This window comes from Paenibacillus sp. RUD330, from assembly GCF_002243345.2.
Lineage (GTDB): Bacteria > Bacillota > Bacilli > Paenibacillales > Paenibacillaceae > Paenibacillus_O.
Genome location: NZ_CP022655.2, coordinates 4,995,513 through 5,018,362 on the forward strand (window position 1 = coordinate 4,995,513; position 22,850 = coordinate 5,018,362).

General features: G+C 54.9%; 18 protein-coding genes. 2 read left to right on the plus strand and 16 right to left on the minus strand.

Going from position 1 to position 22,850, the window contains the following annotated elements; translation table 11 throughout:
* Position 1 precedes the first annotated feature (1 nt).
* The 12 genes from argC to CIC07_RS22760 all read right to left on the minus strand — a co-directional run bounded on the left by argC (position 2) and on the right by CIC07_RS22760 (position 16,836).
* Entirely contained in the window at positions 2-1,051 is a 1,050-nt protein-coding gene (gene argC, locus CIC07_RS22705; RefSeq protein ID WP_076358047.1) for an N-acetyl-gamma-glutamyl-phosphate reductase, read from the minus strand.
* Between the two features lie 199 nt (positions 1,052-1,250).
* A complete protein-coding gene (locus CIC07_RS22710) occupies positions 1,251-3,527 on the minus strand; it encodes a stalk domain-containing protein (RefSeq protein WP_157741971.1) in 2,277 nt (758 codons plus the stop codon).
* Positions 3,528-3,547: 20 nt separating this feature from the next.
* Positions 3,548-3,892: an EamA family transporter gene (locus tag CIC07_RS22715; protein ID WP_076357831.1), complete on the minus strand. Its 345-nt coding sequence runs from the start codon at positions 3,890-3,892 to the stop codon at positions 3,548-3,550.
* Positions 3,892-4,296 (minus strand): DUF2304 domain-containing protein, encoded by a 405-nt coding sequence (locus tag CIC07_RS22720; RefSeq protein ID WP_076357830.1) that lies wholly within the window; start codon positions 4,294-4,296, stop codon positions 3,892-3,894. Before CIC07_RS22720 ends, CIC07_RS22715 begins: the two co-directional genes overlap by 1 nt.
* Positions 4,286-5,041, minus strand: a complete 756-nt coding sequence (locus tag CIC07_RS22725) for a glycosyltransferase family 2 protein (RefSeq protein WP_076357829.1) — start codon at positions 5,039-5,041, stop codon at positions 4,286-4,288. Before CIC07_RS22725 ends, CIC07_RS22720 begins: the two co-directional genes overlap by 11 nt.
* Positions 5,019-6,308, minus strand: a complete 1,290-nt coding sequence (locus tag CIC07_RS22730) for an ArnT family glycosyltransferase (protein WP_076357828.1) — start codon at positions 6,306-6,308, stop codon at positions 5,019-5,021. Before CIC07_RS22730 ends, CIC07_RS22725 begins: the two co-directional genes overlap by 23 nt.
* A gap of 298 nt (positions 6,309-6,606) precedes the next feature.
* Positions 6,607-7,452, minus strand: coding sequence for a YitT family protein (locus tag CIC07_RS22735; protein WP_076358045.1), 846 nt, complete (start codon positions 7,450-7,452; stop codon positions 6,607-6,609).
* A gap of 263 nt (positions 7,453-7,715) precedes the next feature.
* A protein-coding gene (gene prfB / locus CIC07_RS22740; RefSeq protein ID WP_234992968.1) for a peptide chain release factor 2 occupies positions 7,716-8,832 on the minus strand; the annotation gives its coding sequence in 2 pieces (ribosomal slippage) (positions 7,716-8,759 and positions 8,761-8,832; 1,116 coding nt in all).
* A gap of 173 nt (positions 8,833-9,005) precedes the next feature.
* Entirely contained in the window at positions 9,006-11,516 is a 2,511-nt protein-coding gene (gene secA / locus CIC07_RS22745; protein ID WP_076357826.1) for a preprotein translocase subunit SecA, read from the minus strand.
* A gap of 307 nt (positions 11,517-11,823) precedes the next feature.
* Complete coding sequence (gene hpf, locus CIC07_RS22750; RefSeq protein ID WP_048745177.1) at positions 11,824-12,372, minus strand: ribosome hibernation-promoting factor, HPF/YfiA family; 549 nt, start codon at positions 12,370-12,372, stop codon at positions 11,824-11,826.
* Positions 12,373-12,713: 341 nt separating this feature from the next.
* Positions 12,714-12,911, minus strand: a complete 198-nt coding sequence (locus tag CIC07_RS22755; protein ID WP_028599014.1) for a cold-shock protein — start codon at positions 12,909-12,911, stop codon at positions 12,714-12,716.
* A 250-nt stretch (positions 12,912-13,161) separates the two neighbouring features.
* Positions 13,162-16,836 (minus strand): glycosyltransferase, encoded by a 3,675-nt coding sequence (locus CIC07_RS22760; RefSeq protein WP_076357825.1) that lies wholly within the window; start codon positions 16,834-16,836, stop codon positions 13,162-13,164.
* Positions 16,837-17,034: 198 nt separating this feature from the next.
* Between CIC07_RS22760 and CIC07_RS22765 the strand changes: the two genes are divergently transcribed.
* Positions 17,035-18,003 (plus strand): FkbM family methyltransferase, encoded by a 969-nt coding sequence (locus CIC07_RS22765; RefSeq protein WP_076357824.1) that lies wholly within the window; start codon positions 17,035-17,037, stop codon positions 18,001-18,003.
* 169 nt (positions 18,004-18,172) lie between these two features.
* Positions 18,173-20,128, plus strand: coding sequence for a glycosyltransferase family 2 protein (locus CIC07_RS22770; RefSeq protein WP_076357823.1), 1,956 nt, complete (start codon positions 18,173-18,175; stop codon positions 20,126-20,128).
* 31 nt (positions 20,129-20,159) lie between these two features.
* On the opposite strand, the gene fliT is transcribed toward CIC07_RS22770, so the two are convergent.
* From fliT to CIC07_RS22790, 4 genes are read right to left on the minus strand one after another with little or no spacing between them, the layout of a single operon-like run.
* Positions 20,160-20,489, minus strand: coding sequence for a flagellar protein FliT (gene fliT / locus CIC07_RS22775; RefSeq protein ID WP_076357822.1), 330 nt, complete (start codon positions 20,487-20,489; stop codon positions 20,160-20,162).
* A complete protein-coding gene (fliS, locus tag CIC07_RS22780) occupies positions 20,486-20,869 on the minus strand; it encodes a flagellar export chaperone FliS (RefSeq protein ID WP_076357821.1) in 384 nt (127 codons plus the stop codon). Before fliS ends, fliT begins: the two co-directional genes overlap by 4 nt.
* A 15-nt stretch (positions 20,870-20,884) precedes the next feature.
* Positions 20,885-22,396 carry a flagellar filament capping protein FliD gene (gene fliD, locus CIC07_RS22785; RefSeq protein WP_076358044.1) on the minus strand — a complete coding sequence of 504 codons (1,512 nt, stop codon included), beginning with the start codon at positions 22,394-22,396 and terminating at the stop codon, positions 20,885-20,887.
* Positions 22,397-22,432: 36 nt separating this feature from the next.
* Positions 22,433-22,822, minus strand: coding sequence for a flagellar protein FlaG (locus CIC07_RS22790; RefSeq protein WP_234992967.1), 390 nt, complete (start codon positions 22,820-22,822; stop codon positions 22,433-22,435).
* Positions 22,823-22,850 lie beyond the last annotated feature (28 nt).

A 22,850-nucleotide genomic window follows, 5' to 3' on the forward strand; every position in this document is an offset into this window, starting at 1 on the left:
ATTAAGGATACATCGGGATGAACTGCAGGCCGGCATTCTCTTCCCAGCCCATCATCAGATTGAGGTTCTGGATCGCTTGGCCGGCAGCGCCTTTGACGAGGTTGTCGATGACCGACACGATCGTCACACGCCCTGTGCGGCGGTCGGCGGCAAAGCCGATGTCGCAGAAGTTCGAGCCCGCGACTTCCTTCGTCGCCGGCATGACGCCTTCCGGCCGAATGCGCACGAACGGGCGGCCCTCATAGAACTGCCGGTACAGCTCGATGAATTCCTGCTCGGTCCGCTCTTCCGCAAGCGTAGCGTACATCGTCGCCATGATGCCCCGGGTCATCGGAACGAGATGGGTCGTGAAGGTGGTGACGATATTCCTGCCTGCCGCATCGGACAGAACGCGCTCGATCTCCGGGATATGCTGATGCTTGTTGACCTTGTAGGCCTTGAAGTTCTCGTTCAGCTCCGAATAATGGGTGCCGAGGCTCGCTCCCCTGCCCGCGCCGGATACGCCGCTCTTGGCGTCGACGATCAGCGTGGACGGATCGATCCACCCCGCCTTGATGGCCGGCACCGCGCCCAGCAGCGTCGCTGTCGGATAGCAGCCCGGATTGGACAGCAGCTCCGCCCCGCGCACCTGTTCTCCGTAGATCTCGGAAAGGCCGAACACCGCCTTCTCCAAGTAGGCCGGGTCTGCCGCAGGCTTGCCGTACCACTGCTCATATACATCCGGCTGAGGCAGGCGGAAGTCGCCCGACAGGTCGATGACCTTCAGCCCTTCCTCCAGCAGCTGCGGCGCCATCCGGCTCGCCACTCCGGCCGGAGCGGCCAGGAAGACGACATCCGCCTTGCTCTTGATCTCTTTGGGGTCTACGCCATCCAGAACCCCCGGGAAAATGTCCGACAGATGCGGATATCCGTCCGCAATCGGCGTTCCGGCGCTGGAAGAGGAAATGACCGAACTGACCTCCGCATGCGGATGCGCCTGAAGCAGCCGGATCAGCTCAACGCCTCCGTAGCCGGTTGAGCCTACAATGGCAGCCCTTATTTTTGTCCCCATCATCCAGCACTTCCCTTCTTCGCCCTGATTCCTGAGAGAGGCCGTCGCAGGCCTCTTATACCTGAATCATTATACGTTTATATTAATAATAATACAACCGGAAATATGACTCTCCTTTCCTTCTAGACCCGGCTTCCGCCTTCCTTCAAGAGAGCCAAAAAAGACGCGGAAAGATTCCGCGCCTTCTCGGCTTGAATGTTCAGCTCCTCGCGGACGGCAGCGGCGACAGCAGCAGGCAGAACGGAAGATTGCTCCCGGCGGCTGGAGAGATCCAGATCTCTACGGACTCCTCGCTCTCGCCTGTCCGGTAGAGGACGCTGTTCTGATCGGTCGCCGCGGCCGTTCCGAGATGGGAGAACGTGACGACCGATCCGTTGACCAGCGCCGAGCCGCGGAACAGGCCTCCGCGCGGATTGAAGGTGAGCAGCGAGCGGGGAGCTGCGTGCTCCAGAACGATCTTGTAGAGCACCCCGTAATTGCCGGAGTTCGTCGCCGGCGTCCCTTTGATTCCATCGTAGCCGGTCTGGAATGGATCGGCATTGTTGTCGGTGAGATAGATTCGGGCCGGGGCCGTCCCCACGACAGGCGCATAATCGAATATCCGGGTAGATTCCGCAAAGGTTCCCCTGACGATCGACTGGTTCGGGTCCAGGAACGGCAGGCCGGGGAGAGCGAGCAGCGGATCCCGTTCCGCCTTTACGACCAGAGAGGTGTACTTGATGCCGATGTCGCTGGTCACGTCTCCTTGGAAGGTGATGATGTCTCCCCCGCTCAGGCCGTTCTGGCTTATTTCCTGGAACAGGATGCGCGTTTCTCCTGGAGCCAGCACCAGCTCGCGCGCTGCGGAGCCGGATGCGATCGAAGCGAAATAGCGCTGCAGCGACATCTGGCCCGCTATTTCGCCGTAAGCCGTCGGGCCTGCCATTCCGGAGCTCTCGATGGACAGCGTTGCCGGCGTAGCGTTCGGGTTGCTTGCGAGCATGTAGACTTTCAGCTTGGGGCCCATCGTGTTTTTGTGGTGAAGCAGAATCCTTGCCGGCCCGTCGATGACATCCTGGTACAAGATCCCTTCCTCCCGGATGGATTCCGGACCGGTAGAGCGGAAGAGCGTATAGGGCTCGGTATCGTATGTAAAAGGCAGCAGCTCCATGTTCTTCACGGAAGCCCCGTCGATGGGAAAATTGGAGCCGACGGGCGTGAACAGGCGGTTGAACTCATCCTCGGTATACAGCGTTTCGTCGGTAATGAGAATTTCCTGCGAAAATGCGGCGGCGGCTCCATGCTTGTCGGTCACCGTCAGCGATACCGTCACAGGGCCGGGCCGGAAGTACGCCGCTTGCTTTCCCGTCCACTGGCGGTCCGCAATGGCGTTCTCTTCATCGGTGCTCTCGTCGGCAATGACGACCGGTTCTCCCATGCGGTACTCCTTCTTGTCCGTGCTGAACATCGCCACAGGAGGAATATTGGGGCTCGTTACGGCGACTGAAAGGGTATAGGGCTTGCTCCATCTCCCCGCGGCATCCTGAACTTGATAGGTGACGGGATAAATGCCCGGCTCTGCGAACACCTCCTGGCGTCCTTCCCATTTTTCCTGCACGATCTGGAGATTGGACGGAGAAGAGGCTCGCGCCGTGTATTGAACCCGGGTTTCGCCTGCGATGATATCGCCGGCTTGAACGGTGAACGATGCCGCCGGTTCGGCAGCCTGCTTGAGAGTGATCGTATGCTCGCGCTGGTCGACCGTATAAGATATTTGCAGCGCGGCCGTGATCGAGGTGAGCGGCACCATGAAGACGCCCTTGTCCGTGTAGGCCGCTCCCTTCATCAGCATCCGGATGCCGCTTGCCGTATAAGACTTGCTCTGGTTCGTGAAACGGGCCTCCAGCCCGGCCTTGCGGACGACGGTCTCCTTCTTGGCGGAGACGTACGCGACGCTGAAGCCGAGACGTTCCGCCAGCGAGCGCAGGCTCGCATAGGAGACGCCGGCTTTGACGGCGAGCGGCCTGGCCGCCGCATAGGCCTTGCCTCCCTGCTCCATGCGGGCGCTGTTCATGTACAGCAGCAGATCGCCGGACGAGGACTGGCTTGACGAGGACTGGCTTGACGGAGGCTCATTTGGCAAAGCCTTGCTCGATGAGGACTCCCCTGACGGAGACTCCGTTGGCAAAGCCTTGTTCGATGAGGACTCGCTCGCCTGGATCCCGCTTGACGAGAAAGCGTCTGAGGGTTGGCTCGGCAGCGCCGCTTCCGAAGGAGATTCGGCGGCGGCCTGATTCGGCGCCGCGCCTGCCGCCGCTCCTACGCTGGTAGAGGCGGTCGGCGCAACCTCCGCGGCCTGCCGGGGCTCGCCGGCCGTCAAGCGGAGCCCGGTCGCGGCCCCCGGTGCCGCATCCGCGGCGAATGCCGCAGGCGTCTCGGCCGGAACCGGCACGGATGCGGCCAGCGCAAAGGCCAAGAACATTATTTTCCCTTTCAAAATCCACAACTCCTTTGGGTTTACTTGACGCCGACCACCAGGACGCCGGCAACGATAATGCCGCATCCGATCCATCTGCTCGGCGGAACGGCCTCCCCGAACAGCCGCCATGCCAGCAGGAGGCCGAGCACATAGGCCAGGCTTTGCAGCGGATAAGCCGCACTGAGGGGAAGCCTCGACAGCACGGCCAGCCACAGAACCGTGGCGATGCCGTACAGAGCGATTCCGGCCAGGATGAGCGGAGACAGCAGAACCTGCAGGAGATTGCCCATTTCCAGCCCTCCGGTCCGGTCCAGCCCGAGTTTCCAGACTGTCTGGCCGGCGACCAGGCAACCTATATTTAGAATGAGCAGCAGGTAAGCCATCACGGCCTCCCTCTCTCGTCCGAAGGCCGGATGGCGGCCTTCTCCAGCTCCTCCACCCGCCGCTCCAGCCGTCTGACATGCTCCTGCCGGAGTGCGGCCGACTGGGTCAAGGAGATCGTTTTCTGCGTCAGGGCAGAGAGCGCCATCGTCATATGCAGCAGGATGAATAGAACCCCCATGAGCCCGATAAAGTAGAGCAGAGACGGAGCATATACGACATGGATCCGCATCGCGAGGCCGTCGAGCAGCCCGGGGAACAGCGAGAGCGCCGTCATCCCCGTCCCCAGCAGCAGCCACAGCATGGCATGCTGCTCCCGCAGCCTCCGCCTGCGGATGAGCAGCAGAATGGCGGCGACAAAGCCGAGGCTGACCGCAAAGCTGATCCAGTAGATTTCAGTTCCCATAACCGACGCTCCAGTCGCGTTTCTTTTTCGTCTTGGTGATGAGCACGGCCAGGATGACCTTGGCCATGTAGTAGGCCGATTTCAGGGCCGATATGCTGGAGACGCCTCCCTGCCGCTCCGACATGACGACCGGAACCTCGATGAAGGAGCCCCGGTGATTGTCCAGCAGCACAAGCGCCTCCACCTCCGGATAGTCCACCGGATAGTCCCGGGCGAATAAGGCAATGGCGCGGCGGCCGCATAGCCGGTATCCCGACGTCGGGTCGGTGATCCGCTGTCCCGTCAGCGCCGATGCCAGGCGGGCGAGCAGGGTGATGCCCAGCTTGCGGGCGAAGGTGGATTGGAAGCCCTTTCTCTCGATGAAGCGGGAACCGACGGCCATATCGGCTCCCCGATCCGTCATCGCTTGCAGCAGCGCCGCCAGATCGGCGGGGTCATGCTGGCCGTCGCCGTCGATTTGCGCCGCATAGGCGTATCCGTTCTCCTCGGCGTAGCGGTACCCCGACTGCACCGCTCCGCCGATGCCGAGGTTGCAGCCGAGGTTCAGCACCGGCACGCCCTCCATCTCGGCTTGGCAGCCGGTGTCGTCCGCGGAGCCGTCATTGACGACGACGATATCGGCATAAGGAGCCCGCTGGCGGATCGATTCGATCGTTCGCCTGATTCCGGCTGCCTCGTTGTAGGCCGGGACGATGACCAGCACATCGGCTTTCTTTTTGGACTCATGCGCTTGCCGTCTCTCCATCTTCAACACCTCCTCCGCCATGCGGCTTCTTCATTCGATTTTCCTGCCGGCGCCGCAGAGCCTGGAAGGCCATGACGGCCGCTGCGCTGTCGAGCACGATAAAAAACGGCATCGCCGTAAAGTTGTACCGGTACTCCGGGACAAACAGCAGCCTGAGCGCGGACATGGCGGTCAGCAGGAGAGCGAGCAGCGCGGCGGGATGTCTCCAGTTGCGGCCGATCGCGGTCGCGGCGATCGCCAGCGCCCCGGTCCAGATGATCGCGAGATGGTAGAGATACCGCAGCGCGGCGGGCATGACCGGGTAGAGCGGCGTATGTCCGCTTCCATAGAACATCCGGGCGTAGGTGGATTCGAGCTTGCCGACGGTGTACCACTTCACGTAGGTCCACGTATGCTCGGAGAACCCGACGCGGAGCCGTTCCTTGGCGACCTCCATCTGCGTTTTGCCATGCCTGTCCACCAGTCCGTCGTCGTAGTTTTTGTCGGGATAGGTCCCGGCGGCGAACGGATTCACCTGGGTGGAGGCAATGACGAGCTCATGCAGCGTGACCGCGTTGCGTATGACCCATGGGGCAAGCACGAGGGCCAGCCCGGCCCCGCAGAGAACGAACTGCAGCAGCGTCTGCTTCCACTTGCGGCTCCACCACAGGAAGAGCAGGTGGACAAGCACGAACAGCGGCAGGAACTCCGGACGCGTCAACACCGCAAGTCCGAGAGCAGCCCCTGCCAGCAGCTGCGGCAGCTTCCGTCGCGACCGGTAAGCGAGCAGCTGGACATAGACGTACAGCACCAATAGAAAAGCGGCCAGCGTCTCCGTCAGGATGCCTCCTGTCGTCCAAATGAAGGAGGGATAGACAGCGCCCATGAAGGCGGCCAGCAGACCGGCCCATCTGCCCGCAAGCATCGCGCCGAGCCGGTACATGAGAACAAGCGTCGCCGTGCTGAGCAGCGCTTGAATGCAGCGGATCCACCGGTACGGGTCGTGAGCCCGGTAATCCGCCGCTTTGTATATGGCTGCCATGAAGAGAGGATATCCCGGAGTAACCTGGGCATTCGGCTCCTCGCTCTTGTAGGCGTAGATTCCCTTATCCAGCAGCTGCCTGACCATGATGTCGTAGTTGATCGTGTCGTGGCTGACCTTGTGGTCGACCGACAGCACGAAGTCCATCCGGAGGAACGCCCCCAGGCCGACGACGGCCAGCAAAAGCAGGAGAATGATCTTTTTGGAGTTTTTATTCGGTGCGAGCTTAACATCGGCAAATTTCATCTGGTCCTGCTTCCCCTTTCCTTTGCCCGGCACGACGGCCGGACGACGATCTCGCGGTCGTTTCACCCATTATCGTTGGAAAGGCTTAATATTCTGCTGGCCAAGTGTTTAACATTTTCTTAGAAATTCCGACGAGTTCCCTTAATTGATTCCAGGAAATAAAAAAGCACTTTCCCCAGCAGGCGGGGAATCCGGTCGGATTCAGCCGCTGCTCGAAAAAGTGCTCGCTATTGCTTTCATTCTTTATCTGCGCCCGATTACCCCGGATTTATCAAGCTTGCTCCGGGATGAATCCGAATTACTCCAGCTTGAATCCCCGCCCCAGCACCTCCGCCGTATGGCTGATGATGACAAAGGCTTCGGGATCGACCGTCTGCACGAGCCGCTTCAGCTCGGAAACCTCGTTCTGGCTGACGACAACCATCAGCACCATGCGCGCATCCCCCGTGTAGCCTCCATGCGCGTCCAGGCGCGTCAGCCCGCGGTCGAGATCATGCAGCACGGCGTCCGCCAGCTCTTCCGCGCGGGAACTGATGATGAACGCGACCTTGGAGAGGGCGAGTCCCGTCTGCACGATGTCGATCGTCTTTGTCGTCACGAACAAGCCGATCAGCGCGTACAGCGCATTCTCCGGCGAGAGGAACAAGCCGGCCGCGGCGATGACAAGGCCGTCCAGGCAGGCGACGGACAAGCCGAGCGTAAGCCCCGAGTACCGGTGCAGGATCTGAGCCGCGAGATCCGTGCCCCCGGTAGAGCCGCGTCCTTTGAACACGAGTCCCAGTCCGAGCCCGACGCCGATGCCTCCATAGATCGATCCCAGCAGCGGATTGTCCGTCGGTGCGCCCCAGTGGGCCGTCAGAAGCACGAACAGCGGCATGATCGCAGAGCCGAACAGAGTCTGAAGGGCAAAGCGGCGACCGAGCAGCAGCAGACCCGCGAAAAACAGCGGAATATTGAGCGCCCACTGCGTGTACGCGGGCGTAATGCCGTATATATGCTGGATAATGACCGAAATCCCGGATACGCCCCCGGAAGCGACCCCGTTGGGGAGCAGGAAGCAGTTGAAGCTGACGGCGATGATGAACGCTCCTGCAAGCAGCAGCAGCGTATTTGTGACGGGATGATTGATGACCGGCTTGGTCATGCGGCGGGTTTTGCGGCTTTTGCCGCGTTCCGCGCCGATCTGCTTTTCCCTCGATGACTCTTCGTTCCTGTTGCTCACGAGTTTACCCCTCTCTATCTCCGCTGGCCGCATGGAGAGCCCGGTTTTCCAGGCGCCGATTCCCCCTGCTCTGCCGCGGTAACGCAGAGCATGATTTCATTCCGCGCGAAAAAGAGTTCCACACTGTATCCAGTGTTGGAACTCTTCCGTGCTTCTATTCGCTGCATGCCGTTCATGGCTTGCCCTCAGGCTTCCGGCTGATGCCTGATCTGGTGGCGCAGATAACCGTTGATGAAAGCGTCGAGATCGCCGTCCATGACGGCCCCGACGTTGCCCGTCTCCACCGAGGTGCGATGGTCCTTGACCATGCTGTACGGATGGAAGACATAAGAGCGGATCTGGCTGCCCCAGGCGATCTCCGACTGCTCCCCGCGGATCTCGGCCAGATGCTTCTGCTGCTCCTCGATCTTGCGCTCGTAGAGCTTGGAGCGGAGCATCTTCATCGCCTGCTCGCGGTTCTGGATCTGGGAGCGCTGCGTCTGGCAAGCGACGACGATCCCGCTCGGAAGGTGGGTGATCCGGATCGCGGATTCCGTCTTGTTGACGTGCTGGCCGCCGGCGCCGCTGGAGCGGTACGTGTCGACCTTGAGGTCCTCCGGACGAATCTCGATCTCGATATCATCCTCGATCTCCGGCATGACGTCGCAGGAGACGAAGGAGGTGTGGCGGCGGCCCGAAGCGTCGAACGGGGAAATCCGCACGAGCCGGTGAACGCCTTTCTCCGCCTTCAGGTATCCGTACGCATTGTGGCCCTTGATGGAGATCGTGACGCTCTTGATGCCGGCTTCGTCGCCGGGCAAGTAATCCAGCAGCTCGACCTTGTAGCCGTGCTTCTCCGCCCAGCGCGTGTACATGCGGTACAGCATCTGGCCCCAGTCCTGGGACTCCGTGCCGCCGGCTCCCGGATGCAGCTCCAGAATCGCATCCAGCCTGTCATACGGCTGGTTGAGCAGCAGCTGCAGCTCGAAATCGCCGATCTTGCCCATCAGGTCGGCCACGCCGTCGGTCAGCTCGGCATCGAGAGATTCATCCTCTTCCTCGCCGGCCAGCTCCAACAGCGTCTCCAGATCCTCCTGCTGGGAAGCGAGCCTGTCGTACAGTTCTACGACGGACTTGACCGCATTCATTTCGGCGATGACCTTCTGCGCCTTCTCGTTGTCGTCCCAAAAATCGGGAGCGGTCATCTTCTCTTCAAAGTTGGCTATGATCTCCTGCTTGAGATCTAAGTCAAAGAGACCCCCTGAGAGCTTGGAGCCGCTTTGCCGCCTCGCGCAGGTCTTGCTTAACCGTTACGTCGATCATGACAATGCTTCACCTCAAATTTTCGTCTATTCATGACAGGAGCCGGGAGCAGGCGCGCAAGACGCGTCTCTCCCGGCCTCTCATGCTGTTGGGACTGCTGCCCGTCAGGCACATCGCCTTGCGGTTCACAGCCTTGATTCGTTCCAGTCAATCCGGCCATGCAGCGGAGTTCCTTACTTGCCGTGGCAGAGCTTGTATTTCTTGCCGCTGCCGCATGGGCAAGGATCGTTGCGGCCGATGCGCTCCTCGCGCTTAGCCGGACGCTGCTCGCGGCCTTCGCTGCTGCCGCCCATTTCCACGACCTGGCCCTTGACGACTTCCTGGCGCTCCAGGTTCTGCTCGACTTGGGCCTTCATGATGTACTTCGTGACTTCTTCCTGGATGGTGTCGATCATTTCCTTGAACATCTCGAAGCCTTCGAACTGGTACTCGCGGAGCGGGTCCGTGCCGCCGTAAGCGCGAAGATGGATGCCCTGACGCAGCTGGTCCATGGCGTCGATGTGATCCATCCACTTGCTGTCCACGGCGCGCAGCACGATGACCTTCTCGAATTCGCGCATCGTCTCGCTGCCCATGGCTTCCTCGCGCTCGTCGTAGAGCGCCGTCAGCTTGCCGAACAGGAATTCGGACATTTCCTCCGGCTCCTTGCCCCACAGGTCATCCTTCGTGACGGATCCCTCGTTGAGGAAGGTCGCTTCGGCATAATCCACGATGGCTTGCAGATCCCAGTTCTCCGGAACCTCGTCCTTCGGACAATGGGCTTCGATGATGCGGTCGATGACCGGCTTGACCATATCCATGACGATATCGCGGATGTTCTCCGAGAACAGCACCTCGCGGCGCTGCTTGTAGATGATCTCGCGCTGCTGGTTCATGACGTCGTCATATTGCAGGACGACTTTGCGCGTGTCGAAGTTGTTGCCCTCGACGCGCTTCTGGGCGGATTCGATCGCCTTCGTGATAAGGCGGCTTTCGATCGGCTGGTCTTCCTCGAAGCCGAGACGCTCCATCATGCCCATGATATTTTCGGAGCCGAAGCGGCGCATCAGATCGTCTTCGAGCGACAGGTAGAAGCTCGAGGAGCCCGGATCGCCTTGACGTCCCGCGCGTCCGCGCAGCTGGTTGTCGATGCGGCGGCTCTCATGGCGCTCCGTGCCGATGATATGAAGGCCGCCGATGTCATGCACCGTATCGCCGAGCAGGATGTCCGTGCCGCGGCCGGCCATGTTCGTCGCGATCGTGACGGAGCCGGCTTGTCCGGCGCGGGAGATGATCTCCGCTTCCTCGGCGTGGTACTTGGCGTTGAGGACCTTATGCGTGATGCCGCGCTTCTTGAGCATTTCCGACAGCTTCTCGGAGTTCTCGATCGATACCGTGCCGACGAGCACCGGCTGGTTCTTGCCGTGCCGCTCCACGATCTCCTCTACGACCGCCTTGAACTTGCCCATCTCGGTCTTGTAGACCACGTCCGCGCTGTCTTGACGGATCATCGTGCGGTTCGTCGGTACTTGAAGCACCTCGAGGCCGTAGATCTTCTTGAACTCCTCTTCCTCCGTCTTGGCCGTACCGGTCATGCCGGCCAGCTTGCGGTACATCCGGAAGTAGTTCTGGAAGGTGATCGTCGCGAGCGTCATGCTCTCGTTCTGGACCTTGAGGTCTTCCTTCGCCTCGATGGCCTGGTGGAGGCCGTCGCTGTAGCGGCGTCCGGACATGATCCGGCCCGTGAACTCGTCGACGATGAGCACTTCTTCTTCCTGCACGACATAGTCTACGTCGCGCTTCATGATCGCATGCGCCTTGAGCGCCTGCTGGATATGATGGTTGAGCGTCACGTTGACATGGTCGAACAGATTCTCGACTCCGAACGCCTTCTCCGCCTTCTCCACGCCGGCTTCCGTCAGCATGACGGAACGCAGCTTGATGTCGACGGTGTAGTCGTCCTCATGCTTCAGGCGGCTGACGAACTTGTCCGCCGAATGGTACAGCTCCGTCGACTTGGCCGCTTGTCCCGAAATGATGAGCGGCGTACGGGCCTCATCGATGAGAATGGAGTCCACTTCGTCGATGATGGCGAAGTAGAGAGGCTTCTGAACCATTTGTTCTTTATAAAGGACCATGTTGTCGCGGAGATAGTCGAAGCCGAATTCGTTGTTCGTTCCGTATGTGATGTCGCAGGCATAAGCTTCCTGCTTCTCCTCATGGGAAAGGGAATGCAGGTTGCAGCCGACCGTCATGCCGAGGAACTCATACAGCGGACGCATGATCTCGCTGTCGCGCGAGGCCAGATAGTCATTGACCGTGACGACATGCACGCCTTTGCCGAGAAGGGCGTTCAAATAAACAGGCAATGTTCCGACCAGCGTTTTGCCCTCGCCTGTTTTCATCTCCGCGATCTTGCCTTCATGCAGCGCCATGCCGCCGATCAGCTGCACATCGAAATGCCGCATGCCGAGAACGCGCTTGCCCGCTTCGCGGACCGTCGCGTAAGCTTCCGGCAGCAGGTCGTCAAGCTCCTCGCCGTTCTCGAGGCGGTCGCGGAATTCCTGTGTCTTGGCCCGCAGCTGCTCGTCCGTCAATGCCGCAAACTCCGGCTCGATTCCATTTATCGCTTCGACCGTTCGCAAGAGCCGTTTTACTTCCCGCTCATTCGCGTCGCCGAATATCTTCTTCACCAGTCCGAGCATGGTTTTCCCCTTTCGTAAACCCACTTTGCCTTAATTTTAACAGTTAGCCGACCCTGTAGCAATGAGAGGCAAATCATTTCCAATAAGTAATAGGGCTTCTTCTACATTTAAGCGATAAAAAGCTTGCGTACTAAAACAACGGGCATCGTTGCTGCGCAAAACAATCGTCAATCTATATACGCGCCTACCCGCCGTCTAGTTGCCAGGCAACGGCTGGAATGGACGCAGAAAGCCCTCTCCGGCAAAGGAAAGGGCGGGTTTGGATTCGTTATGGGAGGCAACTTCAACGATCGGCTCGGGCTGTTGTTCAGCCCTGTTCGATCAAGCCGTACTTGCCGTCATTGCGGCGATAGACCACGTTCACTTCCTTGGTCTCGATGTTGGAGAAGACATAAAAGCTGTGTCCGACCATATCCATCTGGAGTATGGCTTCCTCCACATCCATCGGCTTCAGTTGGAACTTCTTCATTCGTACAACTTCAAGGTCGTCTTCAGGATCATGCAGCTGAACGGAGCTCACGTCGTCCTCGCGGAACAGCGTTTTGATGCTTTCATTCTGCCGGAATTTGCGGTTGACCTTCGTTTTGTATTTCCGGATCTGGCGCTCCAGCTTGTCGACGACCGTATCCACCGAGGCGTACATGTCGGGGCTTTTCTCTTCGGCCCGGAGAATGACTCCCGTCATCGGAATCGTAACCTCGACGCCGTGGCGTCCCTTGTGGACAGCCATCGTCACATTGGAGTCTGTGTTGAGGGGGGCATCAAAATACTTTTCCAGTCGGTTCAACTTCTTCTCGACGTAATCGCGCATGGCGTCCGTCACCTGAATGTTTTGACCTCGAATGTTGTAGTTCATTGAGCACTCCTCCTTTGCATGGTCCCATTATAACATGGGTTGCGCTTTCAAATCAAAAGACTTATTTAGCAATTGTGAATATTCTGAATACTATTTATGCTGGCATTGCTCCGCAGATTCGATCTTGTTCTTCCTATAGAATGCCGATGAAAAAAACGGCATCCGACTTTCGTCCCTCCCTCTTTGAGTTGGCTATAATGTCTTACTAACCGCATTCAATCGATAAAAATCATGGATTTCCGAAAAAGGAAGACAAAAAAAGAGGCCCTGCGATTGCAGAGCCCCGTACAGGCACTTGTCATTCTCGTCAATCATCTATGCATGGCCGAACGGCCGGATGATTACAGTTTGACTACGTTGGCAGCTTGTGGACCGCGAGCGCCTTCTACGATGTCGAACTCGACGGATTGGCCTTCTTCCAGGGTTTTGAAGCCCTCGGATTGGATAGCGGAGAAGTGAACAAATACGTCGCCGCCTTGCTCAGTCTCGATGAATCCGTAGCCTTTTTCTGCATTGAACCATTTCACTTTACCTTGCATTCAGAACATTCCCTTCATCTTCAAATGCTGTGAGACGCCTTGTATGCATGGCCCACATTTTGACTATAGCACCGGATTAAAACAGTTGTCAATATGAGATGGAAGCGGATTCATTGCCGTTGCGGCGCTTCAAAATCCGAAAGTAGATCTGATTCCGCTCACATCTGAATGAATGATCTCGCATCTTGTCTAAGTATGACCGAATTTGTCGGTAAGCCTGTCTGTTTAGGGCGAAAAGTATATTTCCTGTTTAAGCCTCGCCGCTTTCGAGAAAGTGTTGAACCCGCATTTCAATGCGGTCGAACATCATTTGTCCGACTCTTTGCTTCGAAAATCGCTGATGCAGATCCGCTTTGGCAAAGCTCCCTTTCTCCTTGGCCTCTTCCCGATTCTGGAATACATGCCGCATGAGCCGCTGAAGATGTCCGACACTCGGCTCCGCCCATCTGTGTCCATGGAACATAGATGGCATATCTTCGCTCACTGGAAGCAAATCTTCAACATCAATCAGATAGCTGTTCTCATCTGTCATGAATTCCAGCTGTCCGCTCCATCGGGTACCGATCGTGGGCAATCCCAGCGCCATGGCATCCCAATACGGCCTGCCCCAGCCTTCCCCCCTGGAAGGCATGACGTATGCGTCGCATGCCCGATACAGGCCGAGAAGCTCATTCTCTCCCAGGTAAGAATCGATCACCTGAATATGCGGAAAAGCGCTCAAGCCCATTTCCCTGACGAGAGACATAATCTCCATGCTCGGATTGCTCTCTGGCTTAAGGGATAAGTTCACCTTGAGAACGAGCGATACATTCTCGTATGCGCCGAATTCCTGGACATAAGCTCGGATGAGCACGTCCCATCCCTTGCGCTTGCTCCAGTCAAAATTCGATACGAACACATAATCCTTGACTTCCTTTAGAGGAAACGGCCGTATCGAGCTCTCGTCGTATCTCCGCTCATCCAGCACTTCGGGGATGACGGCCAGCTTGGAGCGGTCTATTCCGGATGAAGCGAACGTTTCCCGATTGAATTCGGAAGGAACCCATATTTCCGTCAGCCCGTTCAAGTGGGGAAGCCAGTCGCCCGGTATTCGATCGGTCTCAAACATCGTTCGGCCTATGGACACAGGAGCCAGGGGAGGAGCGAAATGATATCCCGGGCCAGCCTGGTAGTGAACGATTCCATGTGAATTGCGGTTTTTTTGCAAGGCACTCAAATATTGATATTTTTCTTCTAAGAGCAGTTCAGGCCGGGGAGTCATCTCTCTCGGCTTCAGCTGTATCTTCAGCGGAAAGCGTTTGAGGCAATCCAGGTAGTCGATCTGCTCATTGGCGTAACCTGAAGCATCATAAACCGGTGATTGCCACAGGACTTCATAAGGTTTTTTTTGCGCTACGAGTCCATAGGCCTGCTCGCTTTCCGCATCGAAGGCAAGCGTAACCGACATTCCCGCCGATGCGAGAACGGTATGCATGAGCGTTCTAGAATAAGGGCGTACATGCTCGATCTTCTCCCAGAACATAGTGGCGTTTTTTTGCGCCTCCACGTCATAGCTGAGAACGATCATTTTGCCTTTGGAGTTCAAGGAACCGACGCAGAGGGAGACCAGTTCGACCCATTCATGGGGCAGGAGACGCTCCGCCACTTTGCCGAGGTAGATTCCATCAACCTTCAGTCCCCGCTCGTTCCTGAATTCGGAGATCGATAGGCGGGTGACGGCAATGCCTCCAACCTCCAGCATTCCCTTCCCCCGATTCGATGTGGAGGCCGATGTCGCCAACAGGGGAGGATCAAGCACCAGAACATGGTCGCCTTCGTTGAAATAGACTTTCAAGCATTCATCCTGAAAGGTCCTCGCCTGTCCCCCGGTTTCATCCGCTATAACTGCGGGCTGAGTTTGAGGCATGCTCTCGCCATGGTTGGAGTAATGGTTGCGGAGTGATTCCCGCTCTTTCTCCGCTTCTTCGATCCATTCCATGATAAGGCCGGCGTCATTATCCCTCCCGGTTGCCTCCGCCATAGCGTTGGCCTCTCTCATATGCTGGATGGCCCGATGCAAGTCTTTCTTTTTAAGATAGGCAAGACCCAAATGCTTCAACGAGGCGAAGCGGAGGAACGCAGGCTGCTCTCCCTCTTGAAAATGATTGACTGCCAGCTTCAAACTCTCGGTGGATTCTTCAATCCGGTTCAGCTTCAGCATGATGATTCCGGCCAAGTAATACCGAATCGATGCAGCCTTAAAGTATGCGGCAAGGAAAGCAGACTCCAGAATGGACTGCAGGTCTTCGTTAGAAAGCGAATGAATCTCTGCAAGCTGGATTTCGTTGTTGATCAGGGCAAGAGCGAAGTCCTCTTGATCGGGACTGCCCGACATGTCATCCAAGCTTCTTTCACAACTTGTTTCCAGCATGGTCTCTGCATAAGCGAGACTTTCTGATGCAGTAGGATGGCTTCCGTTGCAGACTAGAGAATTTTTGAAAGCTTCCGCTGCCTTCGAATACTCCAGGGTTTCCGAATAACACACGCCAAGCAAGTTCCAAATGTCCGATTGGAACTCCGCTGTCTCGCTATTCATGACCCCGGTTATCCACTGAAGATGATGTCTCGCCGATTGAATGCTTCCCATCCGGAACAAGACAACGGCAAGATTGTAGCGAACATCCGCTCGATGAGGGTAGTAATCCAAAATCGCCCTGAATATCGTTTCGGCTTTGGCATCGTTTCCTTCCGTGTAGAACTCGAAAGCCACTTTCGACTCTTCCTCCACGATTTCAGATTCCGATTTGATCCGCGCTTTTCCTTCTTCCATTGCTCTTCCGATCTCGGCTTCGACCGTGTCGGCAGTCGCATCCCAGGTGAAGGCCCGCCTAATGAATTCGGAAGCGTTCGTCCCCAATTTTCGCAGCCGCTCCGGCTCCTCATAAGCCGATCTCATACTCCGGCTAAGATCCTCGGAATGAATTTCAATTACCCAAGGAACGTCAATGGTGGCGCTAGCCCCAAGTTTCATATTCAATTGGCTTTTTTCAAAGCTCGGAACCAAGATTGCCGTCTCTGCACTGCAGAAATCCATGCTTGATCCGCGATCAGGTACGATCGGCGGGATGCCGCAAGCCATAGCCTCCGCAATCGGCAGTCCGAAGCCTTCGCCCCTGTATGGATGGACCAGGCAATTCGCCGATCGGTACAATTCCGCCATCTCGCCGGGATTCAGATCATCCGTTATATAGACAATTTCAGGATAACGGTCGTTTTTCTGTATGTCTTGAATGGCTTTCTCGTTCGTTTGCCCTTGATAGGAAGTTTTTTGCCCGTTGTCCTTGATGACGAGCACAACATCATCTTCAGGACTGAATTCTTGGATATAAGCCTGAAGCAGGATATCGATTCCTTTGCGGTAAATGGTTCCACCCACAAACAGGAAAACGAATTTTTTTTTGGTTGGAAGCGGATATCGGGACCCCTCAGGTAAGTAGAGAGAAGGGTCCACTCCCAGCGGAATGATCTTGATTTTGTCAGACGGAATTCCGCATTTCACATAACAGTCTTTTGTATGGGTAGAGTAGACCCATATCTCGTCCGCATGGTGCTTGAACGGAATGTACCATTCCCTTGGTATGGCTCCGAATTCCCAGGGCTGCATGACAATCCATTTCTCGCTGTTCGGCCGCTCAAAGTCAGGGGGCCATTGATGTGCGATTGCAATGGAAGACCTGTCTCCTTGCCAAGCCTTCTCTTCAATCTTTTTATATTCAGGAGCGATATCTCCATTATTTTTCTTTTTCTTATACGAGAAGGATACCAGGTCCAGGCGATCTGCAAGCCGGATTCCGATTTCTCTATTTACCAATGCAAGACTCGCTTGTTCCAGCTGCGGCCCGATCCATGTGATGCTACTAGCCGACTTGTTTTCTTTGGAATTCATCTTCAAGACTCCTTTATGACTATCCGTTGACTTTAATATCGACATCGTCTGTTCTAATATCAATATAAATTATAAAGAAAGACATCAAAGCCGCTAACGGAATTCCTTCTTCGTACCGAGTAAACTACTAGAATGAAATTTCGCTTCTTGAAAATTGCTCCGCATGCAGGAACAGAAAACTACGGATGGTGATCCCAAATGAATCCGATGAACGCCCCCAGCGTACCGGAACCCAACTCGCAGCTTCTTGAAATGGAGCAAAAAATCGAGAGCATAGTGAACAATAACAGATGGCTTGCGGAAAAAATCTCTCAAATCGAGTTGCAGCAGGATGATGCCACCCTTGCTGCTCAACAGCATCAATCCATCCTCCAACAATATATTGAACATCTGGTCGAGCTAACCGAGGAAAGTCTCCAGCAGAAGCAGCAGCTGCTCGTTCTCGCCGATAAGCTTGACCAGCTGGGACGAAACAGCTCTCCTGCACAAGCTCCTGCTCCTTCTCCATATGTGCAAGAGACCTACTCTCAATCCGGAGAAGACAGCATTATTCTCTATATCTTGCAGATGCTTAACATTTCAATCGGGGACGCGACCTACGTAGATCTGGGAGCGAATCATGCCAAATTCCTGAGCAATACTTACGCCTTGTACTCAAGGGGAGCTGCCGGCATTCTGGTGGAAGCCAATCCATCCCTTATTCCAGAGCTTGAATCCGAGAGGAGCAGGGATTTGATCTTGAACCGCTGCGTGGATGTGCAATCGGGCCGGAGCCAGGATTTCTATATTTTGAATTCGGATGGACTTTGCACGACAAGCTACGAGTCAGCTATGGAATTCTGTGAAAAAAATCCCTATCTGTCCATCGTTGATCATATTAAGGTTCCTACTATTTCTTACAATGATCTGGTGGATCAGTTCCTTCATGCTCCTCCAGCCTTGCTGTCCATTGATCTTGAAGGCAAGGATATGGAGATTTTGCAATCCATCGATTTTGAGTCCAAAAGGCCTGTCATTGTGGTCATTGAAATGATCGACTACGATATCAGGCTCGCTCATCGGAGCAAAAACGAAAACATCGTCCACTTCATGAACCAGCAGGGATACGACGAATATGCTTTCACCGGCATCAACTCCATTTTTGTCGACCGTCTACGCTTGAGATAATCGGTGGCGCCGACAGGTATACTCGCCTGACACCCTTTCGTCTCTCCGGAGAATGGAAGGGTTTTTCCGTTCCAACCGGAAACATAAAAGCTGTTGATACGATCTATTGTAATAACGATTGATATCCGATATACAATTAAGGCAAATCAAGAATAATAGGAGAATGAATATGCTTCTTTCCTTGTGCATGATCGTCAAGAACGAACAGGATGTGCTGGAACGCTGTCTGGAAAGCGTCAAGAGCGCCGTAGATGAAATTATCATCATTGATACAGGTTCGACGGACCGCACGAAAGCAATTGCTTTGTCCTACCAGGCGCGGATTTACGAGTATGCCTGGAGTAATGATTTTTCCGCAGCCCGCAACGAAGGCGTTAAAAGGGCAGCAGGAAAGTGGATTCTTGTCATGGATGCGGACGAATATTTTGCCGCCGGCGATGCGGAGAAGCTTCGGCAGTTCCTGGAAATGACCGAGCCATCTCCTCATCTTATTTATTCTATTAATGTCATCAACTTTGTAGGAAAATCCATGGAGCAGGCTTCTATTACTTCCGGTGAAATCCCCCGCCTGTTTCCGAACGGATACGGCATTGAGTATTACCGTCCAATCCACGAACAGCTCCGTTCCGAATCGGGAGAGCTGCTGTCTTCATTAGCTCCTGTCTCTCTCTTCCATACCGGCTATCTTGAGGAAATGGTCAACAGTAAAGCCAAGCTGGACCGGAATGCCGGCATTTTCAAGGAGTTGAAAGAAAAGCAAGGCTTTACCGCTTATGATTACTACACTCTCGGCAATGAATGCGCCGTAGGGAAGGATTTTCAAAAAGCGGTTTATTACTATGAACGAGCCATTAAGAAACAGAATAAGTTGATTAACTCCTCCTGGTTCCCACATTGCGTCATCTCGCTTATTCACAGCTATTTGGTTCAAAACCGGATGTTTGATGCCTGGAAGCTCACAGAGGAGAAGCTTAGCGCATGGAAGGATTATCCCGAATATGCGTTTTACAAGGCAGCTATTCTTCATCATCTCGGCTTCATGGAAGAAGCAGAGATGGCATATATACAAACGATTGAGACCGCCGCTATAAAATCCAGGGAATCTCAGGTTTTCTGGCTCGAAAGCGCCGAATACGCCACAACCATTCCTATGCGCAAGTTAAGCTCCATTTATGAATGGCAAAAAAAATGGTCTGACTCCGTTCATTATTTGACCAAACTGCTCATGCAGGATTTATACGATTACAGCGCCCTCAGAGCCTTGCTCAAAATCATGACGAGATTCGAAACTGTCGAGGCAACCATCCAGCTGTTGGACAAGCTCTACGAACCCGATAACAGCAAACACCGCTACATTCTGTTCCGGTCGGCTCTGGCCAATCATGCGGAAGAACTGAGCAGGCATTATTATGAGTCTATAGCAGATGATCTCGCTTTATCCATCGAAGACAAGCTGGAATACTTCTTCCTTGTCAAGGATAAAAAGGAATATGAAAAGACCATAGCCCTCATTCCATCCGGATTCACTCAAGAGCGGTTGGCCAGAATTCATGCCTTGGCTTCTCGAGCATGGGGATTAACCCTTGAACCTCCCCTCGCAATTGAAGACACGGAGGAACAAAATCAAGCCGCCCATCGGATCGAGGCCATCCGTTCCTATCTTGGAGGAGACACAGAAGCAGAGGACGTGACGGAGGAAAACGCCGGTCCCCTGCTTGACTTGTTGAAGGATAGCTTCCATTTAGGAGAGTTCTCTATTTATGACCAGCTGATCAACCGCTATTCCCATGATTTCGTCATCCAGCATATGGCCGACTATATGTTTGCTCAAGAGCAGACCGAGATCGCCCTGAGCTACTACAGCCTCCTTCTGGACCAGAATGCCTTGAACGGAAAAAATATGGAAAACCTGGCCATTCACCATCTTCATCAGAATTTAGTGGAGAACGGTCTTGCGTTCCTCGAGGAAGCCATTCGAGAGCTGCCTGGGCAGATTTATCTTTATGTGCTTTACCTCAAAAATGCCGTCGATCTGCGGAAAAAAGAAGAATACCGTCAGAAGCTGCTGGCTCAATTCCCAGGCGCCCGCAAACTCCCTATCTTCACCGATCTATTAACCCGATAAAAAAAAGGATTGCCTGCATGACAGGCAATCCTTAATTTCTTTTGTCGATGAAATAACTTCCTTGCAGACTTGTTTGTTCGTAGGCGTTTTTCTGTGACCTGGACTGATTTATTTTCAGCAGGGCCATCGAAGCCTCCTCTTTCAGTTCAATCATCCTGGAGAGGATCGGCCCGTCATAAGAGAGCAAGACTTGAATCCTGCTCCGGTCTTCTTCCGTCAACTCTCCGTCTTGGATTCCGTTCAAAACGTCTTCCCTGAGGTCCACGAGCTCTTCCAGCTGCTCATATTCGACCTTGTGCAGATGCTGGGTCAGCTGCTCCGTGTAATCCTGCAGATGTCTGAGCCTGCTCTCGACACTCATGCCTGCTGCTGCAGGGACATGTTGCCCGCTATTTTCTTCCAGGATTCTCTCAATTCGGTCAGATGAGCGACGACTTCCAACGCTTGCTTTGGATCCTTGCCGATATTGGCTTGAATCAGCTGATGGAGCATATATTCATAGATATGAACCAGCTGGCTCGAAAGGGGATAATCGAAGTTCAGGGAAGCGATCAGCTCATGCAAAATCGCCTCTGCTTTGCAGAAACAATTGTTGGCGAGTTCGTAATTGCGCTGCTCGACTCCCATGATTCCCTGCTTGGTGAACCGAATGGCCCCATCATAGAGCATGAGCACAAGCTGAATCGGCGTGGCGGTCTGGGCTGATAATTGCTGATATTTCTGGTAGGGAGACTGTATCATACCAGGTCACTCCTTTTATTGGCTTCCAAAGGCTCCCGACTGGGAACTGTAGCGGTTGATCGCCGTTTCCATCGCGGTAAACTGTTTATAGTAACGATTCTCCTTGTTGAGCAGAAGGCGGTTCATGTCGCTGATTCGGGTATCGAGAGTACGAAGCTGTTCGCCTAGCATCGAATTGGCCATGAAGGTTCCATTTTTGTCTGTGCTGTACGACGAGGTTCCCGCTTTCTCGGATAGCTGCTGGAGAGACTTCATCACGGTACTGCTCAATCGTTCAAAAATTCCCCATTTGGGATCGACGGATTTAGACAGTTTGTTAGGATCGGTATCCGGTAAAGGACTGGAATCCTTGCTGGTGAACAAGGCTATGACCTGTTCCGGATTTTTTTCGATTGCCGCTCTCAGCTGCTGCTCGTCTTGAATTTTAAGCTTGCCGTATTCCGACCATTGTCCGGTCACGATGCCGAGCGATTGAACCGTTTTGATGGCATCGTCGCCCGTCCCTGTCGTTACGGTAGATACAAGCGCGGTTCTCATATCCGTAACCATCGAGCTCAGGATGGAATCGTTTTTGAGCAAGCCGCTCTTGGCTTTGGATTCCCAGAGAGTAACCTCGCTCTCCTTCATATCCGCCTTTTGTTCCTCTGTCAGTGGAGCATACGTGCGGTACCGTTGTTCATTGAGCTTGGTATTGACCTGATCGAGCAAAGAGTTGTAGTCGCTTATGAATGACTTGATCGTGTTGACGATAGAATCCGTGTCCAGCTTCGACGATACGGTGCTCGCACCGGCGCTGCCTGTCTCCGCCTTTAGTTGAAGGTTGAACCCGTTCACGCTGACATAATTGCTGGCTGATTTCATTGAAATCCCATTGACGGTGTAGGCGGCATCGAGGCCATTCGCAGGCGCTTGGGTGCTTCCCGCTTTCAATAAGCTTGGCGCATTGATAGACAGCTCGTTCTGACCGGTCGCATTGCTCCGGATGGACAGTTCCCCTCCGGCTCCAATCATGAGCGTCGCATTCAATTCTTTATTGGAATTGATTCGAGCCACAACATCGCTTACGAGCTCATCCGGTTGAAAAGTGAATTTATACTCTTTCCCGCCTGAAGTGATGCTGATTTCGTTGCTATTGGAACCGGAATTATTCAGATCGCTCATGGTCGTATCCGCCTTGACCGATGTTGCCCCTGTCTGTCCCAAAAGAGAAGCAGAGGTGGCCAGGTTCTGAACCGTCACGCTTAAGGAGCCGGAAGCTCCGCTGCTGGTGGACGTTACCGACACGGCAGCTGTATTGCCCGTCACCTCGGAGACTTTGGCGCTGAGGGAATTCAGCGTGTTGTACTTGGAGAGCTTGTTGTTACGGAAGTCCACCAGAGAGGTGCTGATATCCCGGTACTGCTCCTGCTGCCATGTAATCGACGTCTGGCTCTGCTTGAGCTTGTCTAGCTTGGCTCGCTCCGCCTTCATCATCTGCTTTACCATGGCATCGATATCGAGTCCGGAATTGAATCCGGATATGCGCATGCTGGTCACGATTGGTTCCCCCTCTGACGGATAGGTTTAGATTCGGTGGTCGATCAGCAATCCGGCTACTTCCATCAGCTTGGCTGCGACGTCCAATGTTTTTTCCGGAGGCACTTCCCGGATGATCTCATTCGTTTCTTTATTGATCACTTTGATCATGATGGCATTCGTTTCCTTGTGGACGGAAAACTCCACAGTCGTGTGGGGGCCCTCCATCGCTTTGATGGCACGATCCACCGCCTTGATCTTCTGCTCGTCCGAGATGCTTGGATGGGCTCCTCTAAGCTCTGCGAGCCTAAGCGCGTCTGTCGTATTGATGACTTGGGTCTTGCTGATTCCGTGCCTGGCAGCCTCTGCCGGCATCGCCGGAACCGGTGGCAGCTGCTTGGTGTTCATGGACGAAAGATTGGATACGTTCATGGACATCGACGTTCCCTCCGATTGTTTGACTATA